Origin of the sequence: Enterococcus cecorum, from assembly GCF_052119425.1 — a bacterium.
In the GTDB taxonomy this organism is placed as follows: Bacteria; Bacillota; Bacilli; order Lactobacillales; family Enterococcaceae; genus Enterococcus_E; species Enterococcus_E cecorum_C.
The window spans coordinates 68,870-85,827 of record NZ_JBQKFH010000001.1; the positions used below are offsets into that span (position 1 = coordinate 68,870).

At 37.0% G+C, this 16,958-nt stretch carries 15 protein-coding genes; 12 read left to right on the forward strand and 3 right to left on the reverse strand.

Annotated elements, in window-relative coordinates; translation table 11 throughout:
* Window positions 1-7 precede the first annotated feature (7 nt).
* Window positions 8-1,453, forward strand: a complete 1,446-nt coding sequence (locus ACTQZM_RS00265; protein WP_113784632.1) for a glutamate synthase subunit beta — start codon at window positions 8-10, stop codon at window positions 1,451-1,453.
* Window positions 1,454-1,494: 41 nt separating this feature from the next.
* Here the strand turns inward: ACTQZM_RS00265 and ACTQZM_RS00270 are convergent, their stop codons facing one another.
* The gene (locus ACTQZM_RS00270) at window positions 1,495-2,280 is read right to left on the reverse strand and encodes a PHP domain-containing protein (RefSeq protein ID WP_441652521.1); all 786 of its coding nucleotides are present in this window, start codon (window positions 2,278-2,280) and stop codon (window positions 1,495-1,497) included.
* 129 nt (window positions 2,281-2,409) lie between these two features.
* On the opposite strand from ACTQZM_RS00270, the gene ACTQZM_RS00275 reads away from it, so the two are divergent.
* The 10 genes from ACTQZM_RS00275 to ACTQZM_RS00320 all read left to right on the forward strand — a co-directional run bounded on the left by ACTQZM_RS00275 (window position 2,410) and on the right by ACTQZM_RS00320 (window position 13,792).
* Window positions 2,410-3,402, forward strand: a complete 993-nt coding sequence (locus ACTQZM_RS00275; protein WP_441652522.1) for a LacI family DNA-binding transcriptional regulator — start codon at window positions 2,410-2,412, stop codon at window positions 3,400-3,402.
* 164 nt (window positions 3,403-3,566) lie between these two features.
* Window positions 3,567-4,490, forward strand: a complete 924-nt coding sequence (locus tag ACTQZM_RS00280) for an ABC transporter permease (protein ID WP_248624166.1) — start codon at window positions 3,567-3,569, stop codon at window positions 4,488-4,490.
* A gap of 13 nt (window positions 4,491-4,503) precedes the next feature.
* Window positions 4,504-5,391, forward strand: coding sequence for a carbohydrate ABC transporter permease (locus ACTQZM_RS00285; RefSeq protein ID WP_243197844.1), 888 nt, complete (start codon window positions 4,504-4,506; stop codon window positions 5,389-5,391).
* Between the two features lie 28 nt (window positions 5,392-5,419).
* On the forward strand, window positions 5,420-7,030 hold the full coding sequence (locus tag ACTQZM_RS00290; RefSeq protein WP_441652523.1) for an ABC transporter substrate-binding protein: 1,611 nt from the start codon (window positions 5,420-5,422) through the stop codon (window positions 7,028-7,030).
* A gap of 10 nt (window positions 7,031-7,040) precedes the next feature.
* Window positions 7,041-8,402: a glycoside hydrolase family 32 protein gene (locus ACTQZM_RS00295; protein ID WP_441652524.1), complete on the forward strand. Its 1,362-nt coding sequence runs from the start codon at window positions 7,041-7,043 to the stop codon at window positions 8,400-8,402.
* A gap of 118 nt (window positions 8,403-8,520) precedes the next feature.
* On the forward strand, window positions 8,521-9,045 hold the full coding sequence (locus ACTQZM_RS00300; protein ID WP_243197841.1) for a PTS sugar transporter subunit IIA: 525 nt from the start codon (window positions 8,521-8,523) through the stop codon (window positions 9,043-9,045).
* Window positions 9,046-9,231: 186 nt separating this feature from the next.
* Complete coding sequence (gene scrK / locus ACTQZM_RS00305) at window positions 9,232-10,098, forward strand: fructokinase ScrK (RefSeq protein ID WP_287852187.1); 867 nt, start codon at window positions 9,232-9,234, stop codon at window positions 10,096-10,098.
* A gap of 195 nt (window positions 10,099-10,293) precedes the next feature.
* Window positions 10,294-11,382 carry a 3-phosphoserine/phosphohydroxythreonine transaminase gene (gene serC, locus ACTQZM_RS00310; protein WP_441652550.1) on the forward strand — a complete coding sequence of 363 codons (1,089 nt, stop codon included), beginning with the start codon at window positions 10,294-10,296 and terminating at the stop codon, window positions 11,380-11,382.
* The gene (locus ACTQZM_RS00315) at window positions 11,382-12,566 is read left to right on the forward strand and encodes a phosphoglycerate dehydrogenase (protein ID WP_441652525.1); all 1,185 of its coding nucleotides are present in this window, start codon (window positions 11,382-11,384) and stop codon (window positions 12,564-12,566) included. Before serC ends, ACTQZM_RS00315 begins: the two co-directional genes overlap by 1 nt.
* Window positions 12,566-13,792 (forward strand): DUF1015 domain-containing protein, encoded by a 1,227-nt coding sequence (locus ACTQZM_RS00320; protein WP_441652526.1) that lies wholly within the window; start codon window positions 12,566-12,568, stop codon window positions 13,790-13,792. Before ACTQZM_RS00315 ends, ACTQZM_RS00320 begins: the two co-directional genes overlap by 1 nt.
* 338 nt (window positions 13,793-14,130) lie before the next feature.
* On the opposite strand, the gene ACTQZM_RS00325 is transcribed toward ACTQZM_RS00320, so the two are convergent.
* Window positions 14,131-15,492, reverse strand: a complete 1,362-nt coding sequence (locus tag ACTQZM_RS00325; RefSeq protein WP_441652527.1) for an Nramp family divalent metal transporter — start codon at window positions 15,490-15,492, stop codon at window positions 14,131-14,133.
* A 263-nt stretch (window positions 15,493-15,755) separates the two neighbouring features.
* Here ACTQZM_RS00325 and ACTQZM_RS00330 point away from each other — a divergent pair, with 263 nt between their 5' ends.
* Window positions 15,756-16,010 (forward strand): type II toxin-antitoxin system Phd/YefM family antitoxin, encoded by a 255-nt coding sequence (locus tag ACTQZM_RS00330; protein WP_441652528.1) that lies wholly within the window; start codon window positions 15,756-15,758, stop codon window positions 16,008-16,010.
* Between the two features lie 94 nt (window positions 16,011-16,104).
* Here the strand turns inward: ACTQZM_RS00330 and ACTQZM_RS00335 are convergent, their stop codons facing one another.
* A complete protein-coding gene (locus tag ACTQZM_RS00335; RefSeq protein ID WP_441652529.1) occupies window positions 16,105-16,956 on the reverse strand; it encodes a sugar ABC transporter permease in 852 nt (283 codons plus the stop codon).
* Between the last annotated feature and the right edge of the window lie 2 nt (window positions 16,957-16,958).

Consider the following 16,958-nt stretch of genomic DNA (forward strand, 5'->3'; position numbering starts at 1 on the left):
GAATGTTATGGCAGATCCATTTGGTTTTTTAAAACATGCAAGAAAAGAAAATCCATATCGCAAAGTAGACGAGCGAATTAAAGATTGGCGCGAATTACAGATTCCCCTTTCAGTTGAAGAACGTCAAGAACAAGCTTCTCGTTGTATGAATTGTGGGATTCCGTTTTGTCACACTGGGACCTTTTATGGTGGCAAGCGCGCGGTGTCAGGTTGTCCCAATGATAATCTAATCCCTGAGTGGAATGATTTGGTTTATCAGGGTCGCTTCAAAGCTGCTTTCGAACGCTTAGCACGTACCAACCCATTACCAGAAATGACGGGTCGTGTGTGTCCGGCACCTTGTGAAAAAGCTTGTACCGAGTCTTTAAATGGTTCAGGTGTTACGATTCATGATAATGAACGCTTTATTATTGACACCGCCTTTGAAAATGGTTGGGTGAAAGAATCCGGTCAGCCAGCACAAAGAACGGGCTTTAAAGTGGCGATTGTCGGTAGTGGCCCGGCTGGTTTAAGTGCGGCATGGCGCTTGAATCAATTAGGCCATGAAGTCACCGTCTTTGAGCGTAGTGATCGCTTTGGTGGTTTATTGATGTATGGGATTCCAAACATGAAGCTAGATAAAGAAATCGTACAACGACGGATTGATTTAATGGCAGAATTGGGCATTCATTTTGTGGCGAATACGGAAATTGGTCGTGATATTACGGCTGAAGAGTTACAGCGTGATTTTGATCGTGTCATTATTGCCGCTGGTGCAAGTGTGCCACGTGATTTGAAAGTCCCTGGTCGTGAATTAAATGGTGTGAAATTTGCCGTTGATTACTTAACTGAAGCGACAAAAGATGTCTTAAAGCACGGTAAAGAAGCGACGAGTCGTAAATTAGAAGGAAAGCATGTGATTGTCATTGGTGGTGGCGATACGGGAAATGACTGTATCGGTTCAGCCATTCGTCAAGGCGCTGCTTCTGTTAAACAATTAGAAATCACGCCACAACTACCCTTAGAACGTCAAAGCGATAACCCATGGCCAGAATATCCGATGATTAATCGTGTCGGCTATGGTCAAGAAGAAGCATTGACTGTTTTTGAAAAGGAACAATTGACATACTATAGCACTTCAACTACTGGGTTTATTGGAGCAGAACGCGGGCAACTAATCGGGATTGAAACAGTGAAAGTGGACCAAAAATTCCAACCAATTCCAGGAACAGAACAAGTGATGAAAGCTGATTTAGTTTTACTGGCGATGGGATTTTTAGGTGCGGAAAATAGTCTGTTAGAAAGTTTTGGTGTCAAAGAGGTCTATGATGATTCGACAACCAATAATGAACGTGTTTTGGTTGCTGGAGATGCTAAACGTGGCCCAAGTTTAGTCATTTGGGGCATTCGTGAGGGACGTCTAGCTGCTGAAAAAGTAGACCAAGCTTTACGTGCATTAACTTACCAAGCATAAAAAAATAAGCCGTTGGATGATTCCAGCGGCTTTTATTACGTTTATTTGGCTAATGGTGTCAATTGCCAGTTACCATCTAGATAGACAGCTAGTTGATTCACGCCATGTTTTTCCAGTAAGCTTGACATATCCGCAAATAATAAGCGATAATCACTTGCGACATGGGCATCCGAACCAAGTGTAAAGAGTTGACCACCAAGCGAGCGATAAAGTGGGATAATGTAGTCATACAGCGCTTTGTTTTGATATTTTCCATAGCTTTTAGCATTTAATTCTAGGGCCATTTCTTTTCCGATGATGAGTTGTAAGATGCGTGTTAATTGTTTTTCGTAATGTTCTCCTAATTCTTCAGGATTAAAGGCTAAGCGGCGTAAACCATATTCAAAATGCGTTAAAATCTGTGCACCGCTAAAGCTTTTTAGTACGTGTTCCATTTGATTAAAATACTCAGATGCCACTTCAAATTTGTCTTTGGAGAGCACGACATCATCCATATAATCGAATTGTCCATTTTGGTGAATGCTCAATAGCTTTAAATCATAAGGATGACTGGCAAGGTAATCTTGAATTTGACGCTCTTGACCAGGCACGACGCCTAGTTCGATGCCTTTTAATAGACGTGTAGGATATTTGTCGGCTAATTCTTGATGTTTTTGCACGAGTTTTTCATAGTCCGGGATATCATCTTGATACTGACTACATGGATTTTTTAAGTCTAAATGATCCGTGGCAACAAATATTTCAGGTTGATACGCAAGATAATTCTCGAATTGCTCTTCAGAATCAAAAGACAAGAACGTATGTAAATGTTGATCGTAATATTGCATGAAACCACTCCTTTTTATTGGTAGGTATATTATAGAATTAGATATATATTTTGAAAAGTAAAAAGAAGTCAATTTTTTAAAGACATTTTTTGTTGATTATGTTACTATCCATGTAAGGAGGTGATTTGAGTGGAGAAAGCAAAAGAATCAATTACAATGAAAGATGTGGCTCAATTAGCAGGTGTGAGTGTTGGAACAGTTTCTCGCGTGATAAATAATGAAAGTGGTATCAAACAGTCTACATTAAATAAAGTGGAGGCTGCGATAAAAGAATTAAATTATATTCCAAATGCTTATGCTAGAGGGATGAAGAAAAATCAAACATCGACAATTGGTTTGATAGTTCCCACGATTTGGCATCCATTTTTTAGTGAATTCGCACAATACATCGAACAATTGTTAGCAAGCAAAGGATATAAAACACTTTTATGTAATATTGGTCAGTATAATTCAGAAGTGGAAATTATCCAAATGTTAGAGCAAAATAAAGTTGATGGCATTATTGCGATTACTTATAGTCCAATTGAAGAATATTTATCGACCAATGTACCTTTTGTAAGTATTGACCGTGTATATACAGATAAAAATATTGCTTGTATTTCAGCAGATAATGCGCTAGGTGCGACAATTGCAGCAGAAAAGCTAATCGAAAAAGGGGGCACTCATTTTGCTTTTGTGGGAAGTCATAACAAAACCATCAATGAGACGAAAAAACGCCGACAATATTTTGAAAAAACCATTTTAAATGCGGGCCTACCATTTGTTGCTTTTGATTTAGAAGAACCATTTACTGATTTTAAAGGAAAGCTACATCAATTTCTATTAGAAAATCCATTCATTGATGCAATATTTGCAATTAATGATTTTACGGCATTAGATGTGATAGAGGAATTGAAGCTAATTGGTAAAAGCGTACCAGAAGATGTTCAAGTGATCGGTTTTGATGGGATTAAAATGTCTGTGGAACGAAACACACCAGTTACGACTATCCGTCAACCGTTGGAATTAATGGCCCAAAAAGCTGTTGAGTTGATTGTACAGAAAATTGCGGGAGAGTCACCTGAAAAGTTACAGTATATCTTACCAGTAAGCTATATAGAGGGTCCAACTACAAAAAATTAAAAAAATCTATTGACAGGAAGCGTTACCAATGTTAGTATCAAGTTGTCAGAAATGACTTTTTTTATTTAGCAAAATTTGAAACGTTTCAAAAAAGTTAGAGAGGTTACGCGCGACTCTCTTTACTTTTAAAACAAAAATGAAACGTTTCAAAAAAGGAGGAAATTATGAATAAAGTATCAGCGAATAAGAGTGATTCATTCCTTCAAAAGGTGAAAAAACAGAAATTATTACTTGCGATGTTAGTGCCTGGATTAGTATTAACTTTTATTTTTAAGTATATTCCGATGTACGGTGTGCTCATTGCCTTTAAAGATTATAATCCATTGCGAGGGATACTTGGCAGTCCGTGGATTGGCTTTTCTGAGTTTGAAAAATTCCTCTCTTCACCTAATTTTATGAATTTATTGATGAATACTCTGAAATTAAGTGTTTATGGATTGCTACTCGGCTTTTTGCCACCGATTATTTTAGCCATTATGTTAAATCAATTATTGAGTGAAAAAGCAAAGAAACGGATTCAATTGGTATTATATGCACCGAATTTTATTTCAGTGGTTGTCATTGTTGGGATGATTTTCTTGTTCTTCTCAGTAGACGGACCGGTGAATCATATTCTTGGTTTCTTTGGGATAAAAGCGAGCTTCTTAACTGATCCTGATTGGTTCCGTCCACTCTATATCTTTAGTGGGATTTGGCAAGGAATGGGTTGGGCTTCGACATTGTATACCGCGACTTTAGTAAATGTGGATACCTCATTAGTTGAAGCAGCAAAATTAGATGGTGCGAATATTTTTCAACGTATTTGGCACATTGACATTCCAACCTTAAAACCAATTATGGTGATTCAGTTTATTTTAGCAGCTGGAGGCATTATGAGCGTTGGGTATGAAAAAGCTTATTTGATGCAAACTTCACTCAACCTTACTTCATCTGAAATTATTGCGACTTATGTTTATAAAGTGGGGCTAGTCTCTGGTGATTATTCTTATTCTACAGCAGTTGGCTTGTTTAATACGGTGATTAATGTAATCTTGCTTGTGGCGGTGAATAAACTAGTTTCTAAAGTTAATGATGGTCAAGGATTATAGGAGGGAAAATCGTATGAATATGAAAATGTATACCAAGTTTGATAAAAGAATGTTGGTATTAAATAAGATTATTATTGCTTTTTTAGTACTAATTACGTTGGTTCCTTTAGTTTATATTCTTGTCGCTTCTTTTATGGATCCGCAAGTATTAGTGAGCAAAGGAATTAGTTTTAACCCAAAAGATTGGACAACAGAAGGATATGCCAGAGTATTTAGTGATAAGTCGATACTTCGAGGATTTTTAAACTCACTATTATATTCCTTTACTTTCTCAGTTTTAACCGTTGCGATTTCTGTATTAACCGCTTATCCATTAGCAAATAAAGAGTTAGTTGGACGTAAATGGGTCAATATCTTTTTAATCATTACGATGTTCTTTAGCGGTGGGTTAGTCCCAACTTACCTTTTGATTAAACAATTAGGTATGCTAAATACAATGTGGGCGATTGTTTTACCTGGTGCTGTAAATGTATGGAATATTATTTTAGCGCGGACTTATTTCCAAGGATTACCAAAAGAATTGGTTGAAGCAGCAGTGATTGATGGTGCAAATGACTTGCAGATATTCTTGAAAATTATGTTACCTTTAGCGAAACCAATTATGTTTGTATTATTCTTGTATGCTTTTGTTGGCCAATGGAATTCATATTTTGATGCGATGATTTATATCAAGGATCCGAATTTAGAACCATTGCAATTAGTTTTACGTAAAATCTTAATTCAAAGTCAACCAGCCAAAGATATGATTGGGGCACAAGCTGCAATGAACGAGATGAAGCGCTTGGCTGAAATGATTAAATATGCGACAATTGTCATTTCAAGTTTACCATTGATTGTTATGTATCCGTTCTTCCAAAAATACTTTGATAAAGGAATTATGGTTGGTTCACTTAAAGGATAAAAATAATTTTAGATTGGAGAAAAATATCATGAAAAAATGGATGACAGTAGGTAGTGTTTTGGTAGCGAGCAGTGCACTTTTATTAGCAGGTTGTAGCAAAAAAGATGAAGCAGCGAGCCCAGATTATAAATTAGAAAAAGTGAAATTTCCTTTAAAAGATGAAGTGACTTTGAAATTTATGACTTCTTCTTCACCATTATCACCAAAAAATCCAAACCAAAAATTGATTTTAAAGCGGATGGAAAAAGCGACAAATGTTCATATTGATTGGACGAATTATCAATCTGATTTTGCTGAAAAACGAAATCTAGATATCTCATCTGGGGATTTACCAGATGCCATTCATAATGATGGGGCTTCAGATGTGGAATTAATGAACTGGGCAAAACAAGGCGTCATCGTTCCTGTAGAAGATTTAATTAAAGACTATATGCCTAACTTGAAAAAAATTCTTGATGAAAACCCTCAATACAAATCCATGATTACAGCACCGGATGGACATATTTATTCTTTCCCTTGGATTGAAGAATTAGGTGAAGGTAAAGAGTCTATTCATAGTGTGAATGATATGGCTTGGATTAATGTTGATTGGTTGAAAAAATTGAACTTGCCAATGCCACAAACAACAGATGATTTAGTGAAAGTTTTAGAAGCCTTTAAAACGCAAGATCCAAACGGAAATGGTAAACAAGATGAAATTCCGATGTCCTTTGTAAATGGTGGAGGTAATGAAGACTTCAAAATGTTGTTTGGAGCATTTGGTATTGGGGACAATGATGATCATTTAGTTGTAAATAATGATGGTACAGTCGATTTTACTGCTGATAATGAAGAATATAAAGAAGGCGTTAAATTTATGCGCCAATTACAAGAAAAAGGATTAATTGATAAAGAAGCTTTTGAACAAGACTGGAATACTTATATTGCCAAAGGTGCGGATAAACGTTATGGTGTTTACTTTACTTGGGATAAGGCGAATGTATCAGGCATGAATGATTCTTATGATGTATTACCTGCATTGGCTGGCCCAAGTGGTAAAAAACATATTACTCGCTCAAATGGTATGGGATTCCAACGCGATCGTATGGTGATTACAAGTGCCAATAAAAACCTTGAGTTAACTGCCAAATGGATTGATTATCAATATCGACCACTTCAATCCGTCCAAAATAACTGGGGAACTTATGGCGATAAGAAACAACAAAATATTTTCGAATTTGATAAAGCAACCAATTCATTGAAACACTTACCATTAGAAGGTACGGCACCAGCTGAATTGCGTCAAAAGACTGAAATTGGTGGACCATTAGCCATTCTAAATAGTTATTATGGAAAAGTGACCACAATGCCTGATGATGCAAAATGGCGTTTAGATTTGTTGAAAGAATACTATGTTCCTTATATGGATAATGAAAATATCTATCCAAAAGTATTCATGAAAGAAAAAGATTTAGACAAGATTAGCCAAGTAGAAGCAGATATGAATGATTATATTTATCGTAAACGTGCAGAATGGATTGTAAATGGCAATATTGATAAAGAATGGGACAGTTATTTGAAAGAGCTAGATAAATATGGCTTAAACGATTGGTTGAAGATTAAGCAAAAATATTATGATAGCAATCAAAAGAATCAATAGGAGGATATTCATGTATAGTATTGAACGTGCAAATGAATATATTCAAGCAAACAAACATCATGTGACGGCAACCTATCAACCTAAACTACATTTTATTCCAGAAATCGGTTGGATGAACGATCCTAATGGCTTTGTATATTACAAAGGAGAATATCATCTTTTTTATCAATATAATCCATATGATAGTAAATGGGATACAATGCATTGGGGTCATGCGAAAAGTAAGGATTTAGCGCATTGGGAATATTTACCTATCGCCTTAGCACCAGATCAAGATTATGACAAAAATGGTTGTTTTTCAGGTTCAGCTTTAGTAGTTGATGATACACTTTGGTTAATGTATACCGGCCATATTGTGAATGAAGATGGCTCAATTTCTCAAGTGCAGAATATGGCTTACTCTACTGATGGTATTACTTTCCATAAAATTAAGGAAAATCCAGTTATTACAGGTCAACAATTACCTAATGAAATTAGTAGAAGTGATTTTCGAGACCCAAAATTATTTGAAAAAGATGGCAAGTATTATGCAGTGGTTGCGACTCAGCATTTGGATCAAGTTGGTTGTGTAGTATTAATAGAATCTGAGAATTTGCTTGATTGGTCTTATAAGTCGATTTTTCTAAAAGGTGAGCAAAATCAAGGCATTGTCTGGGAATGTCCGGATTATTTTGAAATGGATGGTCAAAGTTATCTGATTGTGTCTCCAATGCAATATCATTCTGAGTATTTAGACTTTAATAATCAAAATTCAAATATCATTATGCAAGGTCGAGTGGACTGGCAAGTAGGGAAATTTTATCCTAGCAATCTGAAAGAAATTGACCATGGTCATGACTTTTATGCTGCTCAAACAACTAAAAATGCAAATAATGAACGAATCATGATTGCTTGGATGCATACTTGGGGACGACCACTGATTACAGATCAATTACAACATGGCTGGTTTGGCTCGATGTGTTTGCCTCGAATCTTAAGCGTGCAGGAAAACCAGATCATTCAAAAACTACCCGAAAGTTTGGCTAATCAGTTCGTAGAGGTTGAATTAAACGAAGAATTGAACCAACCTTCAAAACTTGAAATCGACATTAAAGATACGATTGAATTGAAATTAGGAACCAAAGAGGATTATATTTCTTTTGGGTATGACGCTTTTAGAAAAGAAGTTTATATTGATAGAAAAAATCTGAAGTATCAGCTAATTGGCGAAGAACGCAATCCTGTTTTATACCGTGGTGTGCAAATTCAAGCGACTCATTTGACCGCGTATATCGATCAGCAAAGCATTGAAATCTTTGTCAATGATGGCCAAGAAGTGCTTACCTCTGTCTTTTATATCGAAGGAACTAAAAAGGTTTATTCGCAAATATAAAAAACTTGTATTATAATATATTTGTCATGAATGCGGTTGACAAAATCAGAAAATTTAGTATGATAAAAATGTAGAACTGTTCCCACATGGTGAAAATTCAAATAAAGGAGCAATCGATATGGGACTATTTGGCAAATTATTCGGTAAAAAAGAAGAAAATCAGGAAGTTGTTGTAAGCGCTGTGAACTTAAATCCAGGTGAAGTGGCTGCTGTGGTATCAGGTGAAGCTGTGGCACTAAACACTGTAAATGACCCAGTATTTTCAAGTGAAATGATGGGGAAAGGGATTGCGATTAAGCCAAGTGCTAATGAAGTCTACGCACCAGTTAGCGGTGAATTAACAGTCTTTTATCCTTCTATGCACGCATATGGTATTAAAGGCGATGATGGCGTAGAAATTCTTATCCATATCGGTATTGATACAGTGAACTTAGAAGGTAAACACTTTACTTCTAAGAAAAAACAAGGAGATCGTTTAGTTGCTGGCGAATTACTAGGTACTTTTGACCGTAATGCTATTAGCAAAGATGGTTACGATACTACAGTGATGTTAATTGTGACAAATACGGACAACTATGCAGAAGTCGCACCAGTTAAAACAGGCGAAGTCGCAGCAAAAGAAGTAATACTAAACGTAAAATAATAAAAAGGTCGTGAAGTAGCTTGCCTTGTAAACAATAATTGGATTGGTTGGGAAATCCATTCATATTGGATTTTTCTAACCAATTTGTTTTGTTCGATAAATTTTGAACAAAGTGTCATGAAAGGGTATACTTTCCTGATAAAGCGTTTTATAATAAGAATATCAATGTTCATGGGAGTGATTTTTGTGTATTACGGATCAATTGAAGCAGGTGGAACAAAATTTGTTTGCGCCATCGGTAATGAAGAATTAGAAATCTTAGAACGTGTGAGTTTTCCAACCACCACACCAGAAGAAACAATGAGTGCGGTGATTGACTATTTTAAAAAATATCAAGATGAATTAGCAAGTATCGGTGTTGGTTCATTTGGGCCTATCGATATTCATCCTGATTCACCAACTTATGGTTATATCACTTCAACACCAAAATTAGCTTGGCAAAACTATGACTTTGTCGGTGCGTTAAAGGCTGTTTTCGATGTGCCAATTGCATGGACGACTGACGTGAACGCAGCGGCTTATGGAGAATATTATTATGGTCATGGTCAAGGTAAACATAGCGTGGTTTACTACACAATCGGTACTGGTGTAGGTGGTGGTGCCATTCAAGATGGACGTTTTGTAGAAGGATTCAGCCATCCAGAAATGGGCCATATGCTAGTGGTTCCTCATAAAGATGATGATTTTAAAGGTGCTTGTCCATTCCACGGTAACTGTCTAGAAGGAATGGCAGCTGGACCTGCAGTGGAAAAACGTCTAGGAATCAAAGGTCAAGACGTGCCAGCGGATCATCCATACTGGGAACAAGAAGCATACTATATTGCGCAATGTGCATATAATACGACTTTGATGCTCTCTCCTGATGTGATAATCTTCGGTGGTGGTGTGATGAAACAAGAACACATGATGGAACGTGTGCATCGTCAATTCAAAGAGTTATTGAAAGATTATGTGAAAACGCCGGAATTATCAGAGTACATCGTAACTCCTAAATTGGTCGACAATGCGGCAACTATTGGCTGCTTAGCGATGGCCAAAGATTTATTGAAATAGAAATGTGTGAACGTTACAGAGGTTTTTCTTTGTAACGTTCATTTTTTTTGTTATAATTTAAATTAAAACTTTATTAAACCTTTCTAATCTGATATAATGTAAATCACATAAAATGAAAACGAAAAATTTTCATCGCTTGCTTACATTCAAGAAATTCCTTGATTTGGCAAGCAAAATTATTTTAAAGGATTGGTGATTTCTGTGTTTAATTTCTCTGCAGGTCCAGCTGTTTTACCAAAAGAAGTGTTGCAAAAAGCTCAAAGTGAATTCCTAAATTACGAACAAAGTGGTATGTCAGTGATGGAGATGAGTCACCGATCCAAACTTTACGATGCGATTATTAAAGATTGTGAGCAACATTTGCGCGATTTGATGAATATTCCTGATAATTATCATGTTTTATTCCTTCAAGGTGGGGCAAGCTTGCAATTTAGTATGATTCCACTTAATTTAGCTCAAGGCAAAAAAGCGTTATATGTAAATACGGGTGCTTGGGCCAAAAAAGCGATTCAAGCAGCCAAACAAGTCCCTGGTGTTGAAGTGGAAGTGATCGCAAGTAGTGAAGATCAAAACTTTACTTATGTTCCTGAAGTAAGCATTGATCAGGTCGACCAAAACGCGGCTTATGTGCATATTACGACTAATGAGACAATCGGCGGGGTGACCTATGATAAGTTACCAGATTGCGGCAAGGTGCCAATTGTCGCAGATATGTCTTCTAATATCTTAGCTAATGATTTCAAGGTGGAAGATTTTGGCGTGATTTATGCCGGTGCGCAAAAGAATCTCGGACCATCTGGGGTGACATTGGTGATTATTCGTGATGATTTATTGAATAAGGAACCAATTTTTGCACCGATGCTTGATTTTGCCTTACAAGCGAAAAATCGTTCCCTTTATAATACGCCACCTACCTATGCCATTTATATCATGAAATTAGTTTTAGAATGGGTGAAAGAACAAGGCGGCGTACCAGCGATGATTCAACAAGATCAAGCCAAGGCCAAACTTTTATATGACACCATTGATCAGTCTAAACTATTTTCAAATCCGGTGGCGAAAAAGAATCGCTCCATTACAAATATTCCTTTCGTGACTGGGGATGAAGCATTAGATCAATTATTTAATGAACAAGCCTTAACCCAAGGGTTACAAAATTTAAAAGGGCATCGCAGTGTTGGTGGGATGCGTGCTAGTTTGTATAATGCCTTTCCATATGAAGGGGTCGAAGCGTTGGTTACGTTTATGAAGGCATTTGAAGCGGAAAACGGAGGAGAAAAATAATGTATCAAATTAAAACATTTAATGCAATTGCGCCAGAAGGTTTGAATCGTTTTGAAAAGGAAAATTATGCGATTAATGAAAGTGATCAGCCGGATGCGATTATTTTAAGAAGTCAAAAGTTACATGATTATGCTTTTCCATCTTCAGTTTTAGCCGTAGCCAGAGCAGGTGCAGGAACCAATAATATTCCGGTAGATGCTTGTACCGAAAAAGGCATTGTCGTCTTTAATACACCAGGTGCCAATGCCAATGCGGTGAAAGAATTGGTTTTAGCAAGTCTTTTAATGAGTGTGCGTCCTATCTTAAAAGGCGCACAGTGGGTTCAAAGCTTATCTGGTGAAAATGCGGAAGAACAAGTCGAAGTCAATAAAAAGCAATTTGTAGGGAATGAATTAGAAGGAAAACGTCTTGGCGTCATCGGGCTTGGTTCAATTGGTGCGATGGTAGCCAATGATGCTTATCGCTTAGGCATGGAAGTGGTGGGCTATGATCCTTATGTTTCTGTGGATACGGCTTGGAGTATTTCTCGTCGTGTCAAACGTGCCACCCAAATAGAAGAAGTTTTACAGACTTGCGATTTTATCACGCTTCATTTACCATTAAATGATAAGACCCGTGGCATGATTTCCACTCGCGAGTTTAGTATGATGAAGCCCACTGCGCAATTATTAAACTTCTCTCGTGGCGAAATTGTCGATGTCGATGCTGTTTTAGAAGCTGTAACAAGTAAAAAATTAGCAGGATATGTGACAGATTTTGCGGATAGTCGCTTACTTCATCAAGAAAATATTGTGATTTTACCGCATTTAGGAGCCTCTACACAAGAAGCGGAAGTGAACTGTGCGAAGATGGCTGCTCGTACCCTCAAACGTTATTTAGAAACAGGTGCAATTAAATATTCGGTAAACTTCCCACAGGTTGAAATGGCCTTTCAATCGCCTTATCGTCTATCTATTATTCACCGCAATATTCCAAATATGCTTGGAAAGATTTCAGCGGTGATTGCAAGTTTAGATATTAATATTGACAACATGTTAAACCGTGGGCGTGACGAGTATGCCTATACGCTGGTGGATGTGAATGAACAAGATCCTCAAGTCATTGCTGATGTGGTCGAAAAATTAAGTACACAAGATGATATTATTCGTGTACGCAGTATTCAATATACGGAGGTCCCTTATTAATGGTAGATGTACAACCTTTTCGCGCAATCCGTCCTAATGAGCAATTAGCTTCTCAAGTGGCTTGTTTACCTTATGATGTGATTGACACCAATGAAGCACGTGTTGAATCTCAGGATAATCCTTATAGTTATTATCATATTGATCGTAGTGAGATTGCCTTTGACGATGATTTCAATCCATATGATCCAAAGGTATATGAATTAGCCAATCAGACCTTACAACAATTCTTGCAAAAAGGTTGGTTAAAAAAAGAGGATAAGCCATGTTTTTATTTGTATGAATTAACGATGGATGGCCGTAAGCAAACAGGAATTGCGGCTAGCACGTCAATTGATGATTATGTCAATGATCAAATTAAAAAGCATGAATTTACCCGACCAGCCAAAGAACAAGATCGCATCAATCATATCAAAGCTTGTGATGCCAACACTTCACCAATCTTTTTAAGCTATCGTCAACCACAGGCGATGCAACATTTGGTAGAGGAATGGAAAGCCAATCATGCGCCGGTATATGATTTTACCAAATATCATGGTGTTACCCATCGCTTATGGGTGGTAGATGATGAAGCTACAGTTGCTCAAATGGTTGCCCTTTTTGCACAGGTGCCGGCTTTATACATTGCGGACGGTCATCATCGGGCGGCTTCAGCAGTAAAAGTTGGCTTAGAAAAACGAGCACAAGGTCAAGCAAGTGCAGAAAGTGATTATTTCTTATCGATTATTTTTCCTGAACAAGAATTAAAGATTTTAGAATATAACCGTGTGATTAATGTTACGCCGCCAGCTGATTTTCTTGAACGCTTAGCAAAAATCTTTACCATTCAGCCAACGAGTGAAACGAAATCACAACAAAAAGGTGAGTTCAAGCTTTATTTTCAAAATCAGTGGTATACGTTGACTTTAGATGAAAGCTTAAGACCAACGGATGCCGTAGAAGGATTGGACGTGGCAGTTTTACAAAAATATGTGATTGAGGATATTTTTGGCATTATGGATGTCCGTACCGATGCGCGGATTGATTTCGTCGGGGGAATTCGTGGTTCAGAAGAATTGGCTCGTTTAGTGGATAGCGGGGCCTTTCAAGTAGCCTTTGCGCTTTATCCGACTTCGATGCAAGATTTATTAGCCGTGGCAGATGACAACCAAATTATGCCACCAAAATCTACTTGGTTTGAGCCAAAATTATTGAGTGGTTTATTACTACACGATTTAGAAACAAGATGACATCATACTGCAGATAATTACAGTTTTTCGTAATTATCTGCAGTATCTTTATGCTGGAATCGTAAAGGATGAAGGGGGGACATCTGAATAAAACGAGGGATATTCAAGGATGAGTAATCTAATAACATTATTTTTACGCTTTACATATCATTACGGATTTTTGTAAGTATGTGTTGGAAAACGATGTAGCCTTTTTCATATTTGTAATCAAAGAGGTTCATCGTTTAAAGCGAAAAACTATATCAGAAGTAGACTATACGTTGTTTGAATGAATGAAAGAAGAATGTAAATAGATTTCATCCAAAAAAGCATGTGCCGTTTTTTGGCACATGCTTTTTTTAAAAGAGTTCTTGGATGGTTGAGAGGATAAGCTGAATATTTAGAACGGTTAATATCGCTGTACTTATCCAACCTAAAATGCTAAGGATAGGTTTGTTTTTAAATTGCTTGCCCATGATTTTTTCCGAACTGGTAAAGTAAACAAGTGGAATCATCGAAATAGGTAAAGCGATACTTAGAAAGACTTGCGAATAAATCAACAATTGATCCAGCGTTCCTTCATCATCTCCAAAGAAAATAGCACAGAGTATGACTGGTAGTACAGATAATAGTCGTGTGATTAAGCGACGAATCCATGGTGGTAATTTAATATGGATGAATCCTTCCATCACGATTTGTCCAGCTAAAGTACCGGTAATGGTCGAGTTTTGACCGGAAGCTAATAAGGCTACAGCGAAGAGGACACTTAATACTGGGCTGGCAACTTTCCCGGCAATATTTGGATCTTTTAAGGCATCATAAAGGGCAGTAAAAGTTCCTAAATCTCCTTGATGACCAAAGAATAAGGCACTTCCCAAAATCAGCAATAGACAGTTGACTAAAAAGGCGAGAGAAAGCTGTAAATTGGAATCCCAAGTCGCAAAACGGACAGCCAGTGCAATATCCTCTTTACTTTGACGATTATATTTGCGAGTTTGTGAAATCGAAGAACCTAGGTAAAGGTTATGCGGCATTACAGTAGCGCCGACAATCCCTAATGCCATGGTTAATTCTCCATGATGTAATATCCGCTTTTGAGGTATAAAGCCGCCGAAAACTTGTTGGACAACGGGTTCTGCTTGAAATACCTCATACAAGAATACCCCTAAGATGACTAAAATCAATGTCATGACGATGGCTTCGATTTTTCTAAAGCCTAATTTCATCAAGAGCAATAGTAAAAAGACATCAAAGACAGTGAGCAAGACCCCATAGGTGAGTGGAATGCCAAACAATAGATTTAAAGCAATCGCACTTCCGATAATCTCGGCAATATCAGTGGCCATGACCGCCAATTCAGTAATAATCCAAAGTAAGATTCCTAATTTTTTTCCGGTATATTTCCGTGTCGCCTGTGCCAAATCCATGTGGGTGACAATGCCTAGTTTAGCCGCCATGTATTGGAGTAACATCGCAATCAAACTTGATAAAAAGACAACGGATAGTAAGAGATAGCCATATTTTGCCCCACCGCCAATGGAAGTAATCCAGTTTCCGGGGTCCATATATCCAACTGCTACTAAAGCTCCAGGACCGGAGAAAGCTAGTAAATTACGCCAAAAGTTTTTTGTTTTAGGAATTTCAACTGTTCCATTGATTTCTTCCAAGCTTTTGGAATGCGTATGTGTAATAATTGGCGTTTTATGTGTTGTTTCATTCATGAAAGCACCTCATATTCTAGTAAAATGTTAAAAGTTTAGGTACACCTAAAACTAATTACATGGTACACTTATTTCTTAAAAAAAGCAAGTAAAACCCTTTTCTAATTTTGAGTAAAAATGAAACAGATTTTTTGAGAATTTTTTTGCTTAAACTTATTTTTTTATTTTATTATGTTATGATGGAGGTAATCAGATGGTAAGACAAAAAGGTAAATAATCGGGATACATTCTGACATAATTATGATAAGAAAGGATTTGATAGTATGCCAGTTATCATACCAAGTGAAGATTTTTCTGATATCAGTAAGTTATTTGATATGGCTCATAAGATACAGGAACCGATTTTTATTACCAAAAATGCTTACAGCGATCTGGTGTTAATGAGCAGTGAATTATATGATAAATTTGTAAAAAACAACCGAATCGACCAGGCAATCTACGAATCCGAGAAAGAAATGGAAGCAGGCGGTGTTTCTATCGGTCTCGATGAAACTTTTGAGAAACTGAATAAAAAATAAGTGAATGAAACGTAAAATCGGAGTCATCTTCAGTGTATGAAAGATGACTCCGATTTTTTTGATAAGCGAGGCTAGTAGATAAACCTCAAGATTTTTATCCTTTGACTGAACCTGCTGTGATACCTTCCACATAGAATTTTTGCATATAGATGAATAGGATGGTAATTGGAATGGCAATCATCACACATCCAGCGGTAAAGGACATGAATAACGAATTGGCAGTTGTCTTGGTCATCATTGAGTAAAGTCCAATCGCAACGGTATAGTTTTCAACTTTATCGCCCATGATGACTTTGGCAAAGATGAAGTCCATCCAAGGTCCCATGAAAGCCATCAAAGAAGTATAAACGATAATTGGTTTAGATAAAGGTAAAGTAATTTGAGTAAAGATTTGCCATTTGTTTGCGCCGTCAATCATAGCCGATTCATCCAAAGTCATTGGAATGGTATCAAAGAAGCCTTTCGCAATGTAAAAGCCAAGTGCGGCACCGGATGAGTAGACGATGACTAGGGCTACTAAGCTTTCTGTTAAGTTCATGGCTTTTAAGATGTAGTAGACAGCAATCATACTCATAAAGCCAGGGAACATATTTAATACTAAAGCAACTTTTAAGAATGGTTTACGCATTTTGAAACGTAATCTTGATAATGCATAAGCCATCGCAATCGTAATAAATGTTGATAATAAACAACTACAGATAGCAACGATTAAAGTGTTCATAAACCAACGAACGAAGGGATAAGTACCATTTGGATTGGTCAATAGTTTGACATAATTATCAAGCGTGAATTGTTTTGGAATGATGTAAGGGACGAATGCGCCACCTTCAGCACGAAAACTTGTTAAGACAATCCAGATTATTGGAAAGACCCAGATACAGGCCAAAATAGCAAGGATGACATAGACTAAAGTTAGATTTAATTTGCGTTTTGCACGATAATTCATAT